This window comes from Microbispora sp. H10885 (assembly GCF_014161415.1).
GTDB lineage: Bacteria > Actinomycetota > Actinomycetes > Streptosporangiales > Streptosporangiaceae > Microbispora > Microbispora triticiradicis.
In genome coordinates this window covers 471,006-490,246 of sequence record NZ_JABBWY010000006.1, presented here as the reverse complement: position 1 = coordinate 490,246, position 19,241 = coordinate 471,006, and the positions used below count along the sequence as shown (strand labels likewise).

General features: G+C 71.6%; 11 protein-coding genes. 3 read left to right on the top strand and 8 right to left on the bottom strand.

Translation table 11 applies throughout. The annotated features are described in order from the left end of the window. Position 1 precedes the first annotated feature (1 nt). From HHX37_RS18835 to tkt, 7 genes are all read right to left on the bottom strand, one after another. A complete protein-coding gene (locus tag HHX37_RS18835) occupies positions 2-5,161 on the bottom strand; it encodes a pentapeptide repeat-containing protein (protein WP_182886226.1) in 5,160 nt (1,719 codons plus the stop codon). A gap of 163 nt (positions 5,162-5,324) precedes the next feature. Next, positions 5,325-6,104, bottom strand: a complete 780-nt coding sequence (gene pgl, locus HHX37_RS18830) for a 6-phosphogluconolactonase (protein WP_138461195.1) — start codon at positions 6,102-6,104, stop codon at positions 5,325-5,327. Beyond that, positions 6,101-7,048, bottom strand: coding sequence for a glucose-6-phosphate dehydrogenase assembly protein OpcA (locus tag HHX37_RS18825; RefSeq protein WP_182880789.1), 948 nt, complete (start codon positions 7,046-7,048; stop codon positions 6,101-6,103). The genes pgl and HHX37_RS18825 overlap by 4 nt, the downstream gene beginning before the upstream one ends. Further along, a complete protein-coding gene (gene zwf / locus HHX37_RS18820; RefSeq protein WP_220499091.1) occupies positions 7,045-8,565 on the bottom strand; it encodes a glucose-6-phosphate dehydrogenase in 1,521 nt (506 codons plus the stop codon). The genes HHX37_RS18825 and zwf overlap by 4 nt, the downstream gene beginning before the upstream one ends. A 214-nt stretch (positions 8,566-8,779) precedes the next feature. Further along, positions 8,780-10,405 carry a glucose-6-phosphate isomerase gene (locus tag HHX37_RS18815; protein ID WP_111699319.1) on the bottom strand — a complete coding sequence of 542 codons (1,626 nt, stop codon included), beginning with the start codon at positions 10,403-10,405 and terminating at the stop codon, positions 8,780-8,782. A gap of 7 nt (positions 10,406-10,412) precedes the next feature. Next, positions 10,413-11,516 carry a transaldolase gene (tal, locus tag HHX37_RS18810; protein ID WP_111699318.1) on the bottom strand — a complete coding sequence of 368 codons (1,104 nt, stop codon included), beginning with the start codon at positions 11,514-11,516 and terminating at the stop codon, positions 10,413-10,415. A gap of 10 nt (positions 11,517-11,526) precedes the next feature. Next, on the bottom strand, positions 11,527-13,629 hold the full coding sequence (tkt, locus tag HHX37_RS18805) for a transketolase (protein ID WP_220499027.1): 2,103 nt from the start codon (positions 13,627-13,629) through the stop codon (positions 11,527-11,529). A 238-nt stretch (positions 13,630-13,867) separates the two neighbouring features. On the opposite strand from tkt, the gene HHX37_RS18800 reads away from it, so the two are divergent. Next, entirely contained in the window at positions 13,868-14,821 is a 954-nt protein-coding gene (locus tag HHX37_RS18800; RefSeq protein ID WP_182886225.1) for a heme o synthase, read from the top strand. 19 nt (positions 14,822-14,840) lie between these two features. On the opposite strand, the gene HHX37_RS18795 is transcribed toward HHX37_RS18800, so the two are convergent. Then, positions 14,841-16,397 (bottom strand): N,N-dimethylformamidase beta subunit family domain-containing protein, encoded by a 1,557-nt coding sequence (locus HHX37_RS18795; RefSeq protein ID WP_182886224.1) that lies wholly within the window; start codon positions 16,395-16,397, stop codon positions 14,841-14,843. Between the two features lie 141 nt (positions 16,398-16,538). On the opposite strand from HHX37_RS18795, the gene HHX37_RS18790 reads away from it, so the two are divergent. Beyond that, the gene (locus tag HHX37_RS18790; protein ID WP_310740437.1) at positions 16,539-17,870 is read left to right on the top strand and encodes a PrsW family intramembrane metalloprotease; all 1,332 of its coding nucleotides are present in this window, start codon (positions 16,539-16,541) and stop codon (positions 17,868-17,870) included. Positions 17,871-18,050: 180 nt separating this feature from the next. Continuing rightward, entirely contained in the window at positions 18,051-19,166 is a 1,116-nt protein-coding gene (locus HHX37_RS18785) for a lytic polysaccharide monooxygenase auxiliary activity family 9 protein (protein WP_220502949.1), read from the top strand. The last annotated feature ends 75 nt before the right edge of the window (positions 19,167-19,241 follow it).

Sequence of the window (19,241 nt, the reverse complement as noted above, 5' to 3'; positions counted from 1 at the left end):
GTCATCCCTTCCCGTCCGGCTTCGCGAGCGCGGTCAGCGGGGTGTCGTCGTCCACCCGTCGCAACTCCGGGACGAACTCGTCGAGTTCCCCCGGCGCGAACGTGCACAGGCCGACGGCCCACCAGAACGCGCCGCCGGGAGTGCCGCGATATTTGTACGTCAGGCCGTCCGGGCTGAACGCCGCCCACCCGTCCTGCAGCGGGAGCAGCGTCGCCACGGCCTCGCCCGCGACGGCGTCCCAGATCCGGATCGTGCCGTCACTCCCGGCGCTGGCCACCTGCCTGCCGTCGGGACTGTGGCTGACGGACAGCACGAACCCCTGGTGGCCGCGGAGCGTGTGCAGCAGGTCGCCGGACCTCGCGTCCCACACCCGCACGGTTCGATCGTCGCCCGCGCTGACCAGGCGGCTGCCATCGGGACTGAAGGCCACGTTGCGTACTTGGTCGGCATGTCCCCTCAGAATGAGGGAAGGTTCGCCGGTCTCGGCGTCCCAGATCTCGACGACGTGGTTGAGACCACTGCTGGCAAGGCGGGTGCCATCGGGGCTGTAGGCGATGGTGCTCACCACGCTGTCGGCATGCCCGCCGAACGCACGGAGCAGGCGGCCGGTCGCGGTGTCCCAGACACATATCGGTTGTGTGCTTTCGGCCACGGCGAGGCGACTGCCGTCGGGACTGTACGCCAGTCCCTTCCAGGCGTGAGAGGCCCCTGGAAGGACACGGACGAGTCCGCCGGTCGTGGCGTTCCACACAAGGACCATGCTGTCGGTGGCGATGGTGAGATGGAGACCGTCGGGGCTGTAGGCGAGGGCGCTCACCCACCTTGCTCCCGCTTGGGTGATCTCCACGCTGCGACCCGCCGCCGTATCCCATACAACCGTGACGCCGTCCATCCCGCCTATGGCGACATGGGTACCGTCGGGGCTGTAGGCGAGCGCGGCGGCACCCGGGTGTCCTGGGAAGATCTGATCGACGCGACCCGTCCCGATATCCCAGAGGCGCGGAACGCCGTCGTATCCGACGGTTGCCAGGCAAGTGCCGTCGGAACTGTGGGCGACGGCGCGCATCCCTGGAAGGCGAGGGTCCAGGGTGTCCGAGGAGACATTGGTCGCGGCATCCCAGACCCGAACGGTTTCGTCGGTGCCCCCGCTGGCGAACGCGGTGCCGTCCAGGCTGCGGGCAAGGGCCGTCACCGGGCCTTGGTGTCCGGGGAGCATCTGCATGGTCTCGCCGGTGTTCGCGTCCCAGACGCAGACGGCTCCCTCTTCGCCGCCGCCCATGAGCTGGGAGCCGTCGGGGCTGTACAGCAGGTCACGGACCCGGCCGCTGTGTCCTTTCGCCGTCCAGACGAGGAGGCCGGTTCGCGCATCCAGCACTTGGACGATGGAACCTCCGATGGCGATACGTTTTCCGTCCGGGCTGTAGGCCACCGCGAACAGTGGCTCGAGGTCGCCGAAATCCCACACGAGTAGCCCGGTGCCGACGTCTCGGACTTGGACGAACGGGTCGTCTCCGACCACGACGAGGCATGTGCCGTCGGGGCTGTAGGTGACTCCGTGTACGGGCCCGGGGGCGGTGAAGTCGCGCGTCATCGCACCGCTGGTCGTGTCCCACACGCGTACGGGACCGTCCCACCCTCCTGTCGCCAGGCTGGTGCCGTCAGGGCTGTAGGCGACGGCGCTCACCGGGAGGGTTTGATCGTCGAGCATGCGGATCGGTGCGCCGGTGGCGACGTTCCAGATGCGGATGTTGCCGTCACCTCCTCCCGTGGCCACATGCGGGTGCACCGGATCGATCGCGACGGCATGGATGCGGCCGGTATGACCCGCGAAGCTCCGGATCGGTTGTCCTGCGCGGGCGTCCCAGACGGCGAGTGTCCCGTCGGCGGTACCGGCGACGAGGATGTCGCCGGACCGGCCACCCCAGGCCAGATCGGTTATCACGCTGCGTACGGGACCGTACTGGAGGGAAGGCGGTGGCTGCCCGGGAAGTGCGGCATCCGGGTGGGCCCGGGCCACCTCCTCCGGCGCGTCCAGGCGGGCGCCGATGAGCGCTGTACGCCACCATTCGACGCCCTCAGTGGCCGCGCCGGTGAGATCGGCGCCGAGGAGCCGGGCGCGCGACAGGTTCGCGTCGCCGAGCTGAGCCTCCATCAGTAGTACGCCTTTGCCGGAGACGCCGGTGAGGTCGGCTCCGATCAGGTTCGCTCCACTCAGGTCGGCGCCGTCGAGACGGGCGCCCTCCAGGTTCGCGCCGAACAGCGTGGCGCCACGCAGGTCCATGCCGCTGAGGTCGAGACCCCGCAGGTCGGCCCCCGGCAGGTACACCTTCGCTCTGCCGCCGTCGCTGACCGGGACGCGCAGCCTCCTCAGCAGGGTCAGGGCGTTCGCCTTGGCGATTCCGACGGGAAAATCGCTATCGGCGATAATCGCACGAGCCCACGCGACCGATCGCCGGTGACCGGCGAGGGTGGCGACGAAGTCGGCCATGAGATCGGAGATCGGCCGGGTGATCAGTTCGCCGGGATCGCCGCCGTCGCGGAGGACCTCGGCGGCGTGATCGGCGACCAGCCACTCCATGACCGACCGGTGGACGAACGTGAACCGTTCGCCCTCGGTGCGGACCAGGAGCGTGCCCGAGCCGATCATGTGCGAGGCCTGCTCGGGGGTGATCTGCAGGTCCGCCAGGTGTCCGAGGGCGCCGGCGGCACCGCCCAGCTCCGCCAGCCCCAGCGTGTCCTCGCCGGACTCCCACAGCCGGAGCGCGAGGGTGCGTACGGCGTTCCAGCGGTCGGCGACCGACAACGCCCGCATCCCGCCGCGCGGCTGGGCCCGTTCGAACTCGAACTCCAGCCACTGCTGGAGCAGCTCACGGTAGAGCCGGGCCGCGCTGATCTCCCCTTCGTGGTCGCGGATCTCGCGCAGCCGGCGTTCGTCGAGGCGTGCGATGAAGCTCAGCATGCGGGGGTTGCGTGACAGCCCCAGCAGATCGCGGACGTCGTCCAGCAGCGTGAGCCGGGCGCGGGCCCGGTCCTCGTCCCCTGCCATCTGCCGGGTGAGGAACTTCAGGATCTGCACGTCGTCGAACTCGAGCAGCTTGACCAGGCGGTGGCCGGGCAGCCCGGAGAGCTGGGCGGACAACGCGGTCTCCACCTGGCGCTCGGACAGGAAGTGCTGGGTCCGGCTGGTCAGCACGACCTTCGCGCGTCCCCGGGCCGCCTGGACCAACGACTTCAGGTGCTCGGCCGCCTGGTCGTAGGTGATCCGCAGGGCCAGTTCGTCGAAGCCGTCGAAGAGCAGCAGCACGCGGCCCTCCTCGATGAGGTAGCGCAGCCGCTGGAGGTCGATCACCTCCTCGCCTCCCGCCGTCAGGTGGGCGGCCAGCAGTTCGTCCAGGCTGTGGGCCTTCTCCAGCTCCCGGAGCTGGATCAGGATCGGGATGACCGGAGGCCGGCCCTCCTCCTGCACCAGCCGGGTGAGCTCGCGTAACAGGAACGTCTTGCCGTAGCCGAAGTCGCCCAGGACGACGACGAACCTGCCCTCGTGGTCCGCGACCCACTCGCGCAGCCGCTCCAGCAGGTCGACCTCCGGCTCGGCCGGGGCCGGTGTCGCGCCGCCCCCGCCGCGTACGACCACGAAGCGCTGGGGGACGAACAGCCCGGGCGGGTAGACGCCGCTGCCCGCCAGCCGCCTCGCCTGACGGTCGGCGTACGGGCGCAGCGCGTCCATGCCCTGGAATCTCGCCAGGCTCTGAAGCTGGAGCCCGCGCAGTTCCGCCCACCGGCGGAGCTCGTCCGGCACGGGCTCACCGTCGTAGACGAGGAACGACGTCAGATACGGGTCACCCGCTCGATAGAGGGCGTCGACCTCGGCAAGGAAGGTCTCGGCCTCCTCCCGGCCGGGACGTCCCGCGTGCACGCCGACCGGGAACATCGACACGTGGCGACCGTCGGACCGGGCGACCCGCAGGTATGTCCGGGTCGTACCGTTGCGGACCTCGTCCACCCCGGCATCGGGGTGGCGCAACTCGCACACGCGGCGCACCCGTGAGAGCAGGTCGTCACGCCGCAGGCCCTGCTCGATGAACCGAGCGGCGAACGATGCGCCGTCGTCCGGTCCGGGTCCGTCCCGCTCGGGGTCGGGGAAGGCGGCGTGCGCCTCCCGCAGCGGCCGGTCGATCGCCAGCACGGACTGGTCGGGGTCGCGTCCGATCGCGGTGTCGGCCTCCCAGCGCAGCCGGTCGGGGTTGTAGCGCCGGCCGTGGATCCGCAGCCCGGTCCGGGTGATCTCGACGAGCTGGTACTGGTTGGGCACGTCGTCCGGCCGGGCGCTCTGCCGCACGCCGGCGCTGCCGGAGCAGAGCACGGGCAGGAAGTCGGGCCCGAAACCCTCCGCCCGGCCCTGGTGGGTGTGGCCGTGCAGCAGCATGTGCAGGCGAGGCGCGAGGATCTCGCGGAAGGCCGCCCGGTCCCGGAGGAAGGCGTCGTCCCTCTCGTTGTCGATGACCGGGTTGTGGTGCATCACGCCGATCCGCAGCCAGCCCTCCCGCTCGAAGGCGGACAGCAGCTCGGCGAAGGCCCACAGTTGCGCCTCGCCGCAGTAGCCGTAGTGGTCCTCGTCGCGGTGGCTTTCGGCCATGGTCGAGTTGAGCCCGGCGATCACGGTCTTCAGTTCCGGCACCTCGAACAGCGTCCACGGCTGGTCACGGGCGAACGAGACCCCCGGGACGCCGTCGTAGAACCGGGTGAACATCTGGGCGTACGGCTCCCATTTCGGCCAGTACGGCGGGACCGGCTCGGTGTCGTCGCCCTGACAGTTCAGGAAATACGCCTCGCACTTCTTCCAGTTGACGTCGTGGTTTCCGGGCACCATGGCCACGCGCGACCGGCTCAGTCCGAGCCCGGAGGCGAGTTCGGTCAGAAAGTCATAAAACTGGTCGAATTCGGCGGGGCGTGCCCATTCCGCGAGGTCGCCCGAGGCGACGACGAGATCGGGGGAGACGCCGCGCTCCTCGCGCAACCGCTTGACGTCGGCGAGAAGCCGTGCCGCCAGCGAGGAGTACGTCCGGTCCTGTTCGGTGACGCCCTCGGCGCCGTGCCGGTGGTGGGCACCGAACTGGGTGTCCGACACGTGCAGCACCGTTATCGCGCGCCGCTCCGCCACCACACCTCCCGCTACGCGAATCGCTACCGGGCGGAAATTCTAACCACAATTGTCCTGCTGGCGGTGAGACTCCATAAATGAGGATTCGCGCCATCAGTTGCGCAAAAAGAAACGACCGGGCGGGGTAGGATACCCGCCCGGCCGCTCTTTTGCGGATCAGGATTCAGGGTGAGGCGATCCGGCCGAGGCCCGGCGGGATCTTGGCGGCGGCGGCGCGGTCGAGCAGGAACAGCGTGCGCTGCCGCCCGCGCGCCCCGGCGGCGGGCACCTGGAAGGGCCCCGCGCCGGACAGGGCGAGATGGACGGCCTGCGCCTTGTCCTCGCCGGCCACCACGACCCAGGTCTCCCTGGCGGCCCTGAGCGCGGGGAACGTCAGCGACAGCCGGGTCGGCGGCGGCTTGGGGGAGCCGTGCACGGCCACCACCGAGCGCTCCTCCTCGTACACCGCGGGCTTGTCGGGGAACAGCGAGGCGACGTGGCCGTCCGGGCCCATGCCCAGCAGCAGCACGTCGAACGACGGCACCGGCCCGTGGTCCTCCGGCCTGGCCGCCTTGGCGAGCTCCACCGCGTACGCCTCGGCGGCCTCCTCGGCGGTCATCCCCGAGTCGGGGCCGGGCATGACGTGCACCCGCTCCGGGTCCACGTCCACGTGGTCGAGCAGCGCCTGCCGTGCCCCCGTCTCGTTGCGCTCCGGGTGGCCGGTCGGCAGGAACCGCTCGTCGCCCCACCAGATGTCGAGCGCCCGCCAGTCGATCGCGTCGTGCGCGGCCGTGGCCGCCAGCGCCGCGAGCGTCGCGATCCCCACGGTGCCGCCGGTCAGCACCAGGTGCGCCGAGCCGCGGGCGGCCTGCGTGTCCACCAGCCTCGTGATGAGGCGGGCGGACACGGCCTGGGCCAGCACCGTGGCGTCGCGGTGGACGATGACCCCGGGTACGGCGGTCACGACCGCCCGCCCTTCTTCGCCCGACGATCCGCCTGCTCGTTCGTCTGGGCCAGTCGGCGGATCGTGGCGGCGTAGATGTCGTCCGGGTCGAGCCGGCGCAACTCCTCGGCGAGCAGTTCCGAGGTGGGGCGGCGGGCGAGGGCGACCCGGCGGTCCGGGTGCCCCGGCCGCGACAGCGTGGCCAGCCGGGCGTCGCCCCGGCTCACCGTCATCTCGCCGCCGCCCTCGATCAGCAGCCGTACCCCGGTCAGCCCCGGGCCGCCGGAGTCGGCGACCTCGATCGGCGCCTCCAGGCGGTCGCAGAGCCAGGCGGCCAGCAGCGGCGCGCTGGGGTTGCCCGGCGAGGCCTCCACGACGCCTCTCTCGATCTTCCCGACGGGCTGGTCGAAGGCGGCGGCCAGGAGGCTCCGCCACGGCGTCAGCCGGGTCCAGGCGAGGTCCGTGTCGCCCGGGACGTAGCTGGCGTCCCGGGAGGCGACGGCGGCCACGGCGTCCTGGGCCGACCGGGCGTCGGTGATCCGGCGGTTGGCCAGGTGCCCGATGGGATTCTTCGCGGGAACCTCGGGGCAGCCGCCCGGCCACCACGCCACCACCGGCGTGTCGGTGAGCAGCAGCGGCATGATCACCGAGTCGCCGTGCTCGGTCAGCTCGCCGTACAGGCGCAGCAGCACGACCTCACCCGGCGCCGACTCGCCGACGCGGATCTCGGCGTCCAGCCGGTTGGGCTCGGCGGGATCGCGGTTGATCACGATCAGGATGCGTGAGGGGTGCTCGCGCGCGGCGTCGGTGGCGGCGCGCAGGGCGTCGTACTGCCCGGCCTCGTCGACCACCACGACGAGCGTCAGCACCATGCCGACGGCGGGCGCGCCCATCTGGTGCCGCAGCCGGGTCAGCGTCGAAGAGATCTTCGACGCGGTCGTCTCGGTCAGGTTGAACGTCGTCACAGCCGCCTCCAGGCGCGTCCGTCCCTGGCCAGCATCGCATCGGCCGAGGCGGGGCCCCAGGAGCCCGACTCGTACCCCTCCGGCCTGCCCTGGGAGGCCCAGAACTCCTCGATCGGGTCGAGGATGCTCCAGGACAGCTCCACCTCCCGCTGGTGCGGGAACAGCGGCGGGTCGCCGATGAGCACGTCGAGCAGCAGCCGCTCGTACGCCTCGGGGGAGGACTCCATGAACGACTCGCCGTAGGCGAAGTCCATGTTGACGTCCCTGACCTCCATCGCGGTGCCGGGCACCTTCGAGCCGAAGCGCACCGTGATGCCCTCGTCCGGCTGCACCCGGATGACCAGCGCGTTGTGGCCGAGGATCTCGGTGTCGTCCTGGCTGAACGGCAGGTGCGGAGCCCGCTGGAAGACCACCGCCACCTCGGTCATCCGGCGGCTGAGCCGCTTGCCGGTACGCAGGTAGAACGGCACCCCCGCCCACCGGCGGTTGGCCACCTCCAGCTTCACCGCGGCGTACGTCTCGGTGGTGGACTCGGGCGAGATGCCCTGCTCCTCCAGGTAGCCGACGACGGGTTCGCCGCCCTGCCACCCGCCGTCGTACTGCCCGCGGGCCGTGCCGGTGGACAGGTCGGCGGGCAGCCTGACGGCCCGCAGCACCTTCTCCTTCTCCCGGCGCAGCGCGTCGGCGTCGAAGGACGTGGGGTCCTCCATCGCGACGAGCGCCAGGAGCTGCAGCAGGTGGTTCTGGATCACGTCGCGGGCCGCGCCGATGCCGTCGTAGTAGCCGGCCCGGCCGCCGATGCCGATGTCCTCGGCCATCGTGATCTGCACGTGGTCGACGTAGCCGCGGTTCCAGATCGGCTCGTACAGGGTGTTGGCGAACCGGAGCGCCAGGATGTTCTGGACGGTCTCCTTGCCGAGGTAGTGGTCGATGCGGAAGACCGAGCTCTCCGGGAACACCGCGCTGGTGATCTCGTTGAGCTCGCGGGCGCTCTTCAGGTCGTGCCCGAACGGCTTCTCGATGACCACCCGGCGCCAGGACCCGTCGGGGGCCTTGGCGAGGTCGGTCCGCTTGAGCTGCTCGACGACGACCGGGAAGAACTTCGGCGGCACCGACAGGTAGAAGGCGTAGTTGCCGCCCGTGCCCCGGGTCTCGTCGATCTCCTTGAGCATCATGGAGAGCACGTCGAACGCGCCGTCGTCGCCGAACTCGCCGGGGCAGAAGTGGATGCCCTCGCTGAGCTGCTTCCAGACCTCCTCGCGGAACGGCGTCCGCGCGTGCTCCTTGACCGCCTCGTACGTGACCTGCGCGAAGTCCTCGTGCGCCCAGTCACGGCGGGCGAAGCCGACCAGGGAGAAGCCCGGGGGCAGCAGCCCCCGGTTCCCCAGGTCGTAGATCGCCGGCAGCAGCTTGCGCTTGGCGAGGTCTCCGGTGACGCCGAACAGCACCAGCACGCAGGGCCCGGCGACGCGCGGCAGCCGCCGGTCGCGCGGGTCGCGCAGCGGGTTGACCTCCATGGTCAGGTCGGTCGTGGCGGTGGTGGTGGCGGCCTGCGCGGCGGTCACCGCCGCGTGCTCCGCCACCGGCAGCGCCACGTCGCGGACCTGCTCGACGGCCCGGTCCTCCTGACCCGGCGCCGCGCCGCGGCCGTCGTCGCCGGCCCGGGGCTCCTGTTGCTCCGTCATGTCTCCTCCCGGGGGACGGGCCCGTCGCCGGTAACGCATCGCATGGTCAGAGCTCCTCGGCCACGGAGAGCAGGTGCCTGACTCCGGCGACGCGGTCGGTCAGATGCAGGCGTACGGCCGGCCTGCCCCGGGAGGTCAGGGCCCCCAGGTCGCCCAGCGCCTGCGCGAGCTGGAGCCTGCCCAGCGTGTACGGCTTGCCCGGAACCTCGATGTCGTCGGTCACGGCACCGGTGACCTGGAGGAACACCCCGGCCGACGGCCCGCCCTTGTGGTACTGGCCGGTCGAGTGCAGGAAGCGCGGTCCCCAGCCGAACGTGACGGCGTGGTCGGTCCGGTAGTCGAGCAGCGCCCGGAGGGTGGCGACGTCGGCGCCGGCCCACGTCTCCGTCATCTCCTCGAAGGACGCCTCGCCGACGACCGCCGCGTCGAACGCCGCCTCGCGGTCGAGGTAGGCCATGATCGCCAGGTAGCCGCGCTCGGGGATCGACCGCAGCAGCCAGGTGAGGACGTCGGCCAGATTCTTCAGGTCGCCGGGCACGTCGCCGTACACCTCGACCGGGCCGTCGGTGAGCATCGGAGTGCCGGTCGGCAGGGGGCCGTCTCCGGCCTCCTCCAGGATCCGGGTCGTGTTCTCCTTCGACTCGGCGACGTTCGGCTGGTCGAACGGGTTGATCCCGAGCACCCGGCCCGCGACCGCCGTGGCGTACTCCCAGACCAGGAACTGCGCGCCGAGCGGCCCGTCGACGGTCGTGCCGCTGTCGGGCCCGATCGAGACGAGGAACTGGTCGTCGGCCTCGGCCGCCTCCGCGCCGACGACGGGCAGGACGCCCTTGCCCTCCTTGCCGGTCGACTCGGCGATGAGCTGCTCGATCCAGTCGGGCAGGCCGGTGATGTCGGACATCGCGTCCCGCAGGATCAGCTTGTCGCGCCCGCGCAGGGCCTGCGCGCCGAGCAGCGCGCCGAGGTCGAGGCCGGGGTTGCCCTCGTCCTGGGCGAGCAGCGGCGCCACGGCGGCGGCGTCGTCGAGCAGCTTCGCCACGTCCGCGCCCGCCAGGGCGCTCGGCACCAGGCCGAACGCGGTGAGCGCGCTGTAACGGCCGCCGACGTTCGGGTCGGCGAGGACCACCGGGTAGCCGGCCTCGTTGGCCGCCCGCTCCAGCGGCGAGCCCGGGTCGGTGACGACCACGATCCGCTCGGCCGGGTCGATGCCCGCGTCGCGGAACGCCTGCTCGTAGACGCGCCGGTGGCTGTCGGTCTCGACCGTGCCGCCGCTCTTGCTCGCCACCACGACGACCGTGCGGTCGAGCCGGTCGGCGAGCGCCCGCCGCACCTGGTGCGGGTCGGTGGTGTCGAGGACGGTCAGCGGGACGTCCTCGGTGGCGCAGATCACCTCGGGGGCGAGGGAGGAGCCGCCCATCCCGGCCAGCACGACGTGGTCCAGGCCCGCGGCGCGGGCCCGCTCCACCAGCTTCGCGATCTCCGGCAGCAGCTCCCGGCTCGTGTTCGGCAGGCCGAGCCAGCCCAGCCGGATGGCGGCCTCGGGCTGCGCCTGCGGCCCCCAGAGGGCGGGGTCGCCCGCGGCGAGAGCCGCGGGCACCCCCTCGGCCACGAGCTTGTCCCTCACAGCGGCGACGGCGTCCGCCTCGTCGCCGAGGGTCACCTCGATAGTCATATGAAGATCAGGCCTTCCGCAGCTCGCCGTCGACGGTCTCCAGCAGCTCGCCCCAGGACGTCTCGAACTTCTCGAGGCCCTCCTCCTCCAGCGCGCGGACCACGTCGTCGTAGTCGATGCCGGCCTGCTTGAGCGAGGCCATGACGTCCCACGCCTGCTGGTAGAAGGGGCGGATGGTGTCGCCGGAGATCCGGCCGTGGTCGGCCGACGCGTCCAGCGTCTTCTCGGGCATCGTGTTCACCACTCCCGCGGTGACCAGTTGCTCGACGTACAGGGTGTCGGGGAAGTCGGGGTTCTTCACGCCCGTGGACGCCCACAGCGGACGCTGCGGGTGCGCGCCCGCCGCGCGCAGCGCCTGCCAGCGCGGGGAGTTCATGACCTCCTCGTACGCGGCGTACGCCAGGCGGGCGTTGGCCACCGCGGCCCGGCCCTTCAGCTCCGCCGCCTCCGGCGTGCCGATCTTGTCGAGGCGGGAGTCGATCTCGGTGTCCACGCGGCTGACGAAGAACGACGCGACCGACTCGATCGTGGCCAGGTCGAGGCCGTTGGCCTTCGCCTTCTCCAGCCCGCTCAGCCAGGCGTCGATCACCTGGCGGTACCGCTCCAGCGAGAAGATCAGCGTGACGTTGACGCTGATGCCCTCGGAGATGGCCTGGGTGATGGCCGGCAGGCCCTCGACCGTCGCCGGGATCTTGATGTGCACGTTCGGCCGGTCGACCAGCCACCACAGCGCGCGGGCCTCGGCGATGGTCGCCTCGGTCCGGCGGGCCATGCGCGGGTCCACCTCGATCGACACCCGGCCGTCGACGCCGCGGGTGGCGTCGAAGACCGGCCGCAGCACGTCGGCCGCCCAGCGGATGTCGAACGTGGTGATCGCCCGTACGGCCTCCTCGACCGTCACCCCGCGCGTGGCGAGGTCGCGCATCTGCGCGTCGTAGGCGTCGCCCTTGCTGAGCGCGGAGGCGAAGATCGTGGGGTTGGAGGTGACCCCGGTCACGTTCTTGTCGCGGATCAGGGCGGAGAGGTTGCCGGAGCGCAGCCGCTCCCGGCTGATGTCGTCGAGCCAGATGGAGACTCCGGCGTCGGACAGCCGCTTCAGGTTCTCATTCATCCTTCGTCCCTCAGTTTCCGGTCGTCTCGCCCTTGTCGGCGCCCGTCTTGGCCAGGCTGGCCTTGGCGGCGGCGACGACGCGGTCGGCGGTGAGGCCGAACTGCTCGTAGATCGTCTTGTACGGCGCGGAGGCGCCGAAGTGGTCGAGACCGAGGACCTCGCCCGCGTCACCCACGAACTCGCGCCAGCCGAGCGGGATTCCCGCCTCGACGGCGACCCTGGCACGCACGGCGGGGGGCAGCACGGTCTGCTTGTAGGCCGGGTCCTGCGCCTGGAACCACTCCACGCACGGCATCGAGACGACACGGGTCGGGATGCCCTGCGACTCCAGGATCGTGCGGGCCTCGACGGCGAGCTGGACCTCGCTGCCGGTGCCGATGATCACCACGGCCGGCTGGCCGTTGGAGGCGTCCTGCAGGACGTAGCCGCCCTTCGCGACGGCGTCGGGGTCGCCCGCGCCTTCCAGGGTCGGGACGTTCTGCCGGGTCAGGGCGAGGCCCGCCGGCCGGTCGTCGTGCTCCAGGATCGCCTTCCATGCGGCCGCGGTCTCGTTGGCGTCCGCCGGGCGGACGACGTCGAGGCCGGGGATCGCGCGCAGCGCCCACAGGTGCTCGATCGGCTGGTGGGTCGGGCCGTCCTCGCCGAGGCCGATCGAGTCGTGCGTCCAGACGTAGGTCACCGGCAGCTTCATCAGCGCGGCGAGCCGCACCGACGGGCGCATGTAGTCGCTGAACACGAGGAACGTGCCGCCGTACGGGCGGGTGCCGTTGTGCAGCGCGATGCCGTTGAGGATCGCGCCCATGCCGTGCTCGCGGATGCCGAAGTGGAGCGTCCGGCCGTACCTGCCGCCGGGGAACTCCTTGGTCTGGTACTCGTCCGGGATGAAGGACGGCTCGCCCTTCATCGTGGTGTTGTTGGACTCCGCCAGGTCGGCCGAGCCGCCCCACAGCTCCGGCAGCACCGGCGCGAGCGCGCTCAGCACCTCGCCGGACGCCTTGCGGGTGGCCACCTGCGAGCCGATCTCGAACGTCGGCAGCGCCTTGTCCCAGCCCTCGGGCAGCTTCCGGCCGGAGATACGGTCGAACAGCTCCGCCCGCTCGGGGTTGGCCGCACGCCAGCTCTGGTAGGCCTCGTCCCACTCGGCGCGCAGCGCCCGGCCGCGCTGGACGACCTCGCGGGCGTGCTCCAGCACCTCGCCCGGGACGTCGAAGCTCTTCTCCGGGTCCATGCCGAGGACGCGCTTGGTCGCGGCGACCTCGTCGGCGCCCAGGGCCGAGCCGTGGATCTTGCCGGTGTTCTGCTTGTTCGGCGCCGGCCAGCCGATGACCGTGCGGAGCTTGATGAACGTGGGCCGCTCGGTCTCCGCGCGGGCCGCCTCCATCGCCGCGTACAGCGCCTGGACGTCCTCCTCGTACTCCCCGGTGGCGGTCCAGTCGACCTCCAGGACGTGCCAGCCGTACGCCTCGTAGCGCTTGGCGATGTCCTCGGAGAGGGCGATCTGGGTGTCGTCCTCGATAGAGATGTGGTTGGAGTCGAAGACTACGGCGAGGTTGCCGAGCTTCTGGTGGCCGGCGAGCGCGCTGACCTCGTGGCTGATGCCCTCCTCCAGGTCGCCCTCGGAGGCGAAGCACCAGATCATGTGGTCGAACGGCGACGCGCCCTCGGCCGCGTCGGGGTCGAACAGGCCGCGCTCGCGGCGGGCGGCCATGGCCATGCCGACCGCGTTGCCGATGCCCTGGCCGAGCGGACCCGTCGTGGTCTCCACGCCGAGGGTGTGGCCGTACTCCGGGTGACCCGGGGTGAGGCTGCCCCACTGACGCAGCGACTTCAGGTCGTCGAGGGTCAGGCCATAGCCGGACAGGTAGAGCTGGATGTAAAGCGTCAGGCTCGAATGCCCGCAGGAGAGGACGAATCTGTCACGTCCCGCCCACTTGGGATCCGAGGGGTCGTGCCGCAGGACCCGCTGGAAGAGAAGGTAGGCGGCGGGGGCGAGGCTCATCGCGGTGCCGGGGTGACCCGATCCGGCCTTCTCCACGGCGTCCATCGCCAGGGCACGTACGACGTCGACCGTCTGCCGGTCAAGGTCACTCCACTCAAGGCTTGCGCTGCTCAACTGCTCGATCCCCTCTTGGTTTTCGCGCCGGTTCTGGCATTTCCCGCCCACACCGGACCCTAACGGGTCGGCAGTAATACCGTTTGGTAGGCACCTCCGGTACACGCCCGCGACTTCGCCCCCGGTTCGGGGACCACCCGCTCCGGCGACTACAGTGATTGCTCAAGTGCCGGCCGCTGCCCGGAGATCCGCCCTAATCAGAAGGTTACGCGTTGACCTCGCACGTGTTGGAAGCGCCTTGACGGTCCTGACGAACAAGCAGGCGGTGGCCCCCCTCGGGCCGACCGCGACGGCCACGGCTCCCCGCTCCGCCGGGGCGCTCGTGAAGGCCTACGTGGCGCTCACCAAGCCGCGGATCATCGAACTGCTGCTGATCACGACCCTGCCGGTCATGTTCCTGGCGGCGCGCGGGCTGCCCGATCTGTGGACGGCCACCGCCACGATGATCTTCGGCACGCTCTCGGCGGGCAGCGCGAACGTGCTGAACTGCTACATCGACCGGGACATCGACCGCACGATGCGGCGGACCCGCAGGCGGCCGCTCGCCAAGCACGACGTCTCCCCGGCGGGCGCGCTGGTCTTCGGTGTGATTCTCGGCACGTTGTCCACCCTCGGCCTCGCCCTCACGGTGAACGGGCTCGCCGCCGCGCTGTCGCTCGGCGCGATCCTGTTCTACGTCTTCGTCTACTCGCTGGTGCTGAAGAGGCGTACGTCACAGAACATCGTGTGGGGCGGCATCGCCGGGTGCATGCCGGTGCTGATCGGCTGGGCCGGCATCACCGGCGGGCTCTCGTGGGCCCCGGTCGTGCTGTTCGGCGTGGTGTTCTTCTGGACGCCGCCGCACACCTGGACCCTCGCCATGCGGTACCGCGAGGACTACGCGGCGGCCGAGGTGCCGATGCTCCCGGTGGTGGCCACCGAGCGCCGGGTCGTGCAGCAGGTCGTCGCCTACACCTGGGCCACCGTGCTGTGCTCGCTGCTGCTGTGGCCGGTCGCCGGCACCTCCCTGTTCTACCCCGCCGTCGCGCTCGTGCTCGGCGTGGTCTGCCTGGTGGAGGTCCACCGCCTGCTGGGCCGGGTGAAGGCCGGCCGCACCGGCGTCGACCTGCGGCCGATGCGGTTCTTCCACTGGTCGAACATCTACCTGGCGCTGCTGTTCCTCGCCGTCGCGATCGACTCGCTGCTCGTCTGAGCGGCGGCTCAGCGGCGGCTCAGCGCCGGTAGGTCCGCCGCACGTTGTCGTCCGGCGCGGGCATGCGCCCGGCCGCCGGGCCCTCGGCGAAGCCCTTCAGCAGGTTGGTCGTCGCGGTCGTGACGAAGGCCCGCGTGCGCGCGCCGATGCCGTGCGCCCGGGGCAGGTCCCGGGTGCCCGCCATGAGCGTCTCCGCCCACCGCATGGTCCCCGAGGCGAACACCCCGGCCCCGCCCGGGGCGGTGTAGTAGGCCGCGTCGGCGAAGCTGGGCCGTCCCACGCAGGTGACCGGCGAGTGCGCGAGGATCTGCAGCGGCCTCGGCGTCGGCACGTCGGTGTTCACCCGGTCGTACTCCACCCCCACCAGGTGGGGGAAGGCGTCGCCGCGGCGCGCGCCGGTGCCGGCGAAGATCCAGTGATCGGGCTCGTGCACCACGAAGGGCGCGTCGACCGGATAGCCGTCGTAGTAGACCCCGACGAGCGACGACTCCGGGTCGGCCTTCGGCGCCGCCCGGAAGTCGGTGGTCGCGAGCGACGGGCGCCTGCGGACCAGCGGGTCGAGGTCCACCGCGGTCTTGTAGCAGACCACCGTCCGGCCGTCGTCCTCCAGCCGCACCCGGCGGTAGCAGGTGTTGGCGCCCAGAAAGGCGAGGTTGACGCCCGCGTCGCGGGCCCCGGCCACGGTCTGGCGGACCCCGGGCGTCCAGTACTCGTCGTGGCCCAGGAAGATCACGGCGGAGGCGCCGGACAGCACGTCGTGGCCGTTCTCCAGGTCGCCGTGCGTCGTGTAGGCGAGGGGCAGGCCGAGCCGTTCCGCCAGCGCCACCACCGGCCGCTCGTGGACCAGGAACTTCTCCATCCCGGTCGCGTCGTACGGCCGGTCGAAGCTGACCGCGAGCGACCGGCTCTCGTACCTGCCGTCCTCCCCGTAGTACAGGCTGTAGCCGCCCCACCGGTTGTACGCCTGCCAGGTCGGGGTCGCGTGGACGAGGACCGTACGGCCGGCTCCGGAGGCCGAGCGCACGACCAGCGGCACGTACCGCTGGTGGCCCCGCTCGGAGTCCAGGCGCAGCAGATAGACCCCCTCCGGCCAGCCCTCGGTCGGCACCGTCATGCTCCGCCGCCAGCCGGCGCGAACGGTGCGGGTGTCCCCGGCGACCCTGCCGCGGCCCTGGTCGCGTCCCCGCGCCCACGCCGAGCGCCACACCCGGCGGGCCAGGGCGCCGCCGTACCAGCCCATGCGGTAGGCGGTGACCCGGAAGCGGTCCCCGGTCGTGGACACGTGCAGCCCGATGGTCTCGCCGGGCAGCACGCTCGCGCGGTCGCAGTAGCCCTCTATCGCCTCGTCGGGGCCGGTCCGGCGAATCCGCCAGTCCGGGTCGCCGGCCATGAGCCGTTCCGGTGCGGGCGTGCGGGACGATCCGGGCGGCGGGGCGGCTGTTCCCGGGGACGTGGCCTGCCCTGATCCCCTGAGCTGTACGGCGGGCTCGCAGGCGGCGACCGAGCCGACGGCCGCCGCGGCCGCGACGCGCAGGAAGCCGCGCCGCCCGAGCCCGCCGCGTGGTGCGACGTTCATGATCGTCTATTGTGCCCCCGGTTCCGCTCCGCTTGGCCGATCCTCCCACTCGACATGCGGGATAATTCCCGGCACGGGATCTTTGGGATCTCCTGGGACCGGAGGGGGACCGCAGCGGCCGTGTTCGGTTACAGTCGCAAAGTGGCAGGCCTCGACCCTCGCGCCGTCCTGAAGGAACGCCCGTCCGTCGGTCTGATCGCGGGCCTGGTCATCGCCGGGTTCTGCGCCCTGGTGTCGTTCTCCTTCGACATCATCAACGGCGACCCGGTCCAGTTCTTCATCGCGCTCGGGCTCGCGGTGGCGCCGGTGCCGCTGCTGCTCGCGGGCGTGCTCGCACTGGACCGCATGGAACCCGAGCCGCGCAGCAACCTGGCCTTCGCGTTCGCCTGGGGCGCCGGCATCGCCGTGCTGCTCGCCGGGCTGCTGAACTCGCTCAACCTCGTCTACGTCGCCCACCAGCTCGGCGACGTCGGCAACGCGCGGAACCTCGTCGCCACCTTCGGCGCGCCGCCGGTCGAGGAGACGGCGAAGGGCCTGGTGCTGCTCGGGCTGCTGTGGTTCCGCCGGCACGAGCTCGACGGCCCGACCGACGGGATCATCTACGCGAGCATGGTCGGGCTGGGCTTCGCCATGTCGGAGAACGTCAGCTACTACATCGCGGCGCTGCAGGAGAACGGCGCCCAGGGGCTCGCCGCCACGCTCGTGCTGCGGGCCGTGCTCTCGCCGTTCGCCCATCCGCTGTTCACCTCGCTGATCGGCATCGCGGTCGCGTACGCCGCCCAGCGCCGGGGCGCGGTGGGGGTCATCGTGATCGTCATCGGCTGGATCGGGGCGATGCTGCTGCACGGCCTCTGGAACGGCCTCGCCACCTTCGGCGGGCTCGGCGGGCTGGCCATCGCCTACCTGCTGCTGATGCTGCTGCTCGTGGTCGAACTCGTCGTGATCTTCCGGGACAGGCGGCGGATCGTCGGGCTGATCCAGCACTACCTGCCGCCGTACGAGCGCAACGGGCTGATCAACCAGGCGGACATCTTCATGCTGTCGTCGCTGCGCCGCCGGAGGCACGCCCGGGCCTGGGCCAAGGCCCTCGGCGGCCGGGCGGGGGCGCGGGCGATGATCGACTACCAGCTCGCCTCGACCGAGCTCGGGCTGCTGCACGCCCGCGCGGCCAGGGGCGGGGTCGACGAGGAGACCTTCCGCGCCCAGCAGCGGTCGCTGGCGGACCTGATGGCCTACGCCCGGATGTCCTTCCCGCTGCCGGAGCGTCATCAGGCGGACGCGGCGCGCGGGGTGCCGCCGCCGGGGTACGCCCCCGGCGCGCCGCCCCCGGGCCGATGGCCGGGCGGCCCCGCCGTGCCGCCCTGGTACGGACCGCCCGGCGGCCTTCCCCCCGGCGGTCATGCCCCCGGCGGTCTTCCCCCCGGCGGTCCCGGAGGGTACGGCCCGCCGCAGGGCGGACCCCGGCCGAACTGATCCGCCGGCCGCGGTTGGCCCGGGCGCCTCGCGCGTGTTTCAATCATGGTGCGCGGTGGCCACTGATGGGTGGGCTCAGGAGGGCGTGCGGCGATGCCGCACGCGTTCTTCTCGTACGACAGCTCAAACGGCGCGACCTTCCTCCCCGAAGGCGTGCCCGCCCATCAGAGGAGAACCCCTGTGAGATTCCTGCCCCTGCGAGCTCCGCGGTTGAGATCCGGGCGCAACCTCGCCGTCCTCGCTGCGGTGGCGGCCCTGCTCGCCGGCGTCGTCGCGATTGTGACCCAGACCGCCGCCGAGGCCCACGGCGCGCTGCAGGCCCCCGCCAGCCGCACCTACGCCTGCTACACCGACGGCCTGACCGGTGGCCAGATCATCCCCAAGAACGCCGCCTGCAAGGACGCGGTGGCGGCCGGCGGCACCCAGCCCCTCTACGACTGGTACGGCGTGCTCCGCTCCGACGGCGGCGGCCGCACCCGGGGCTTCATCCCCGACGGCCAGCTGTGCAGCGGCGGTTTCAGCAAGTACGCCGCCTACGACGCGGCCAGGACCGACTGGCCGACCACCACGGTCAGGGCCGGCGCGACGTACGACTTCGTCTACGGCGCCTGGGTGCCCCACCCCGGCGGCTTCAAGCTCTACGTCACCAAGGACGGATATGACCCCACCAAGCCGCTGACCTGGGCGGACATGGAGGAGCAGCCCTTCCTGACGGCCGACCCCGAGCCCGCGGTCACCAACGGCGCGTACCGCTTCTCCGGGAAGCTGCCCAACAAGAGCGGCCGGCACATCATCTACGCCGTCTGGTACCGCTCCGACAGCCAGGAGACGTTCTACGGCTGCTCGGACGTGGACTTCGTCGGCGGCAACCCGTCGCCGAGCGCGTCCCCCAGTGCGTCGCCCAGTGCGTCGCCCAGCGTGAGTCCCAGTGTGAGCCCCAGCGCCAGCCCGAGTGCCACGCCCAGCCGGAGCCCCTCGGCGTCCCCGACGACCGGGAACCCGTCCTGTACCGCCACGGTGAAGCTGACCAACACCTGGCCGGGCGGCTTCCAGGGTGAGGCCACGATCAAGAACACCGGCACGAGCCCGCTGAACGGCTGGTACATCCAGTGGCAGCTGTCCAACGGCGCGACGGTCACCCAGGCGTGGAACGGGACCTCGATGCAGAGCGGGCCGTTCGCGATGATCCACGCGCCGACGTACAACAACTCGCTGGCCCCGGGGGCCTCGGCCACTGCCGGGTTCCTCGGCTCCGGGTCGGCCGCGCCGACGATCAGCGACATCAGCTGCGGCTGAGCGGCGCGCGACGGTGAACTGAGTCCGGATTCGCGGGAGACGCCCGGGGAGGCCGCCGTGACGGCCTCCCCGGGC

Excerpts from the sequence above, each read along its gene's own strand:
- zwf (WP_220499091.1), bottom strand. The coding sequence starts at position 8,565 with ATGGAGGTCAACCCGCTGCGCGACCCGCGCGACCGGCGGCTGCCGCGC.
- HHX37_RS18815 (WP_111699319.1), bottom strand. The coding sequence starts at position 10,405 with ATGACTATCGAGGTGACCCTCGGCGACGAGGCGGACGCCGTCGCCGCT.
- tal (WP_111699318.1), bottom strand. The coding sequence starts at position 11,516 with ATGAATGAGAACCTGAAGCGGCTGTCCGACGCCGGAGTCTCCATCTGG.
- HHX37_RS18795 (WP_182886224.1), bottom strand. The coding sequence starts at position 16,397 with ATGAACGTCGCACCACGCGGCGGGCTCGGGCGGCGCGGCTTCCTGCGC.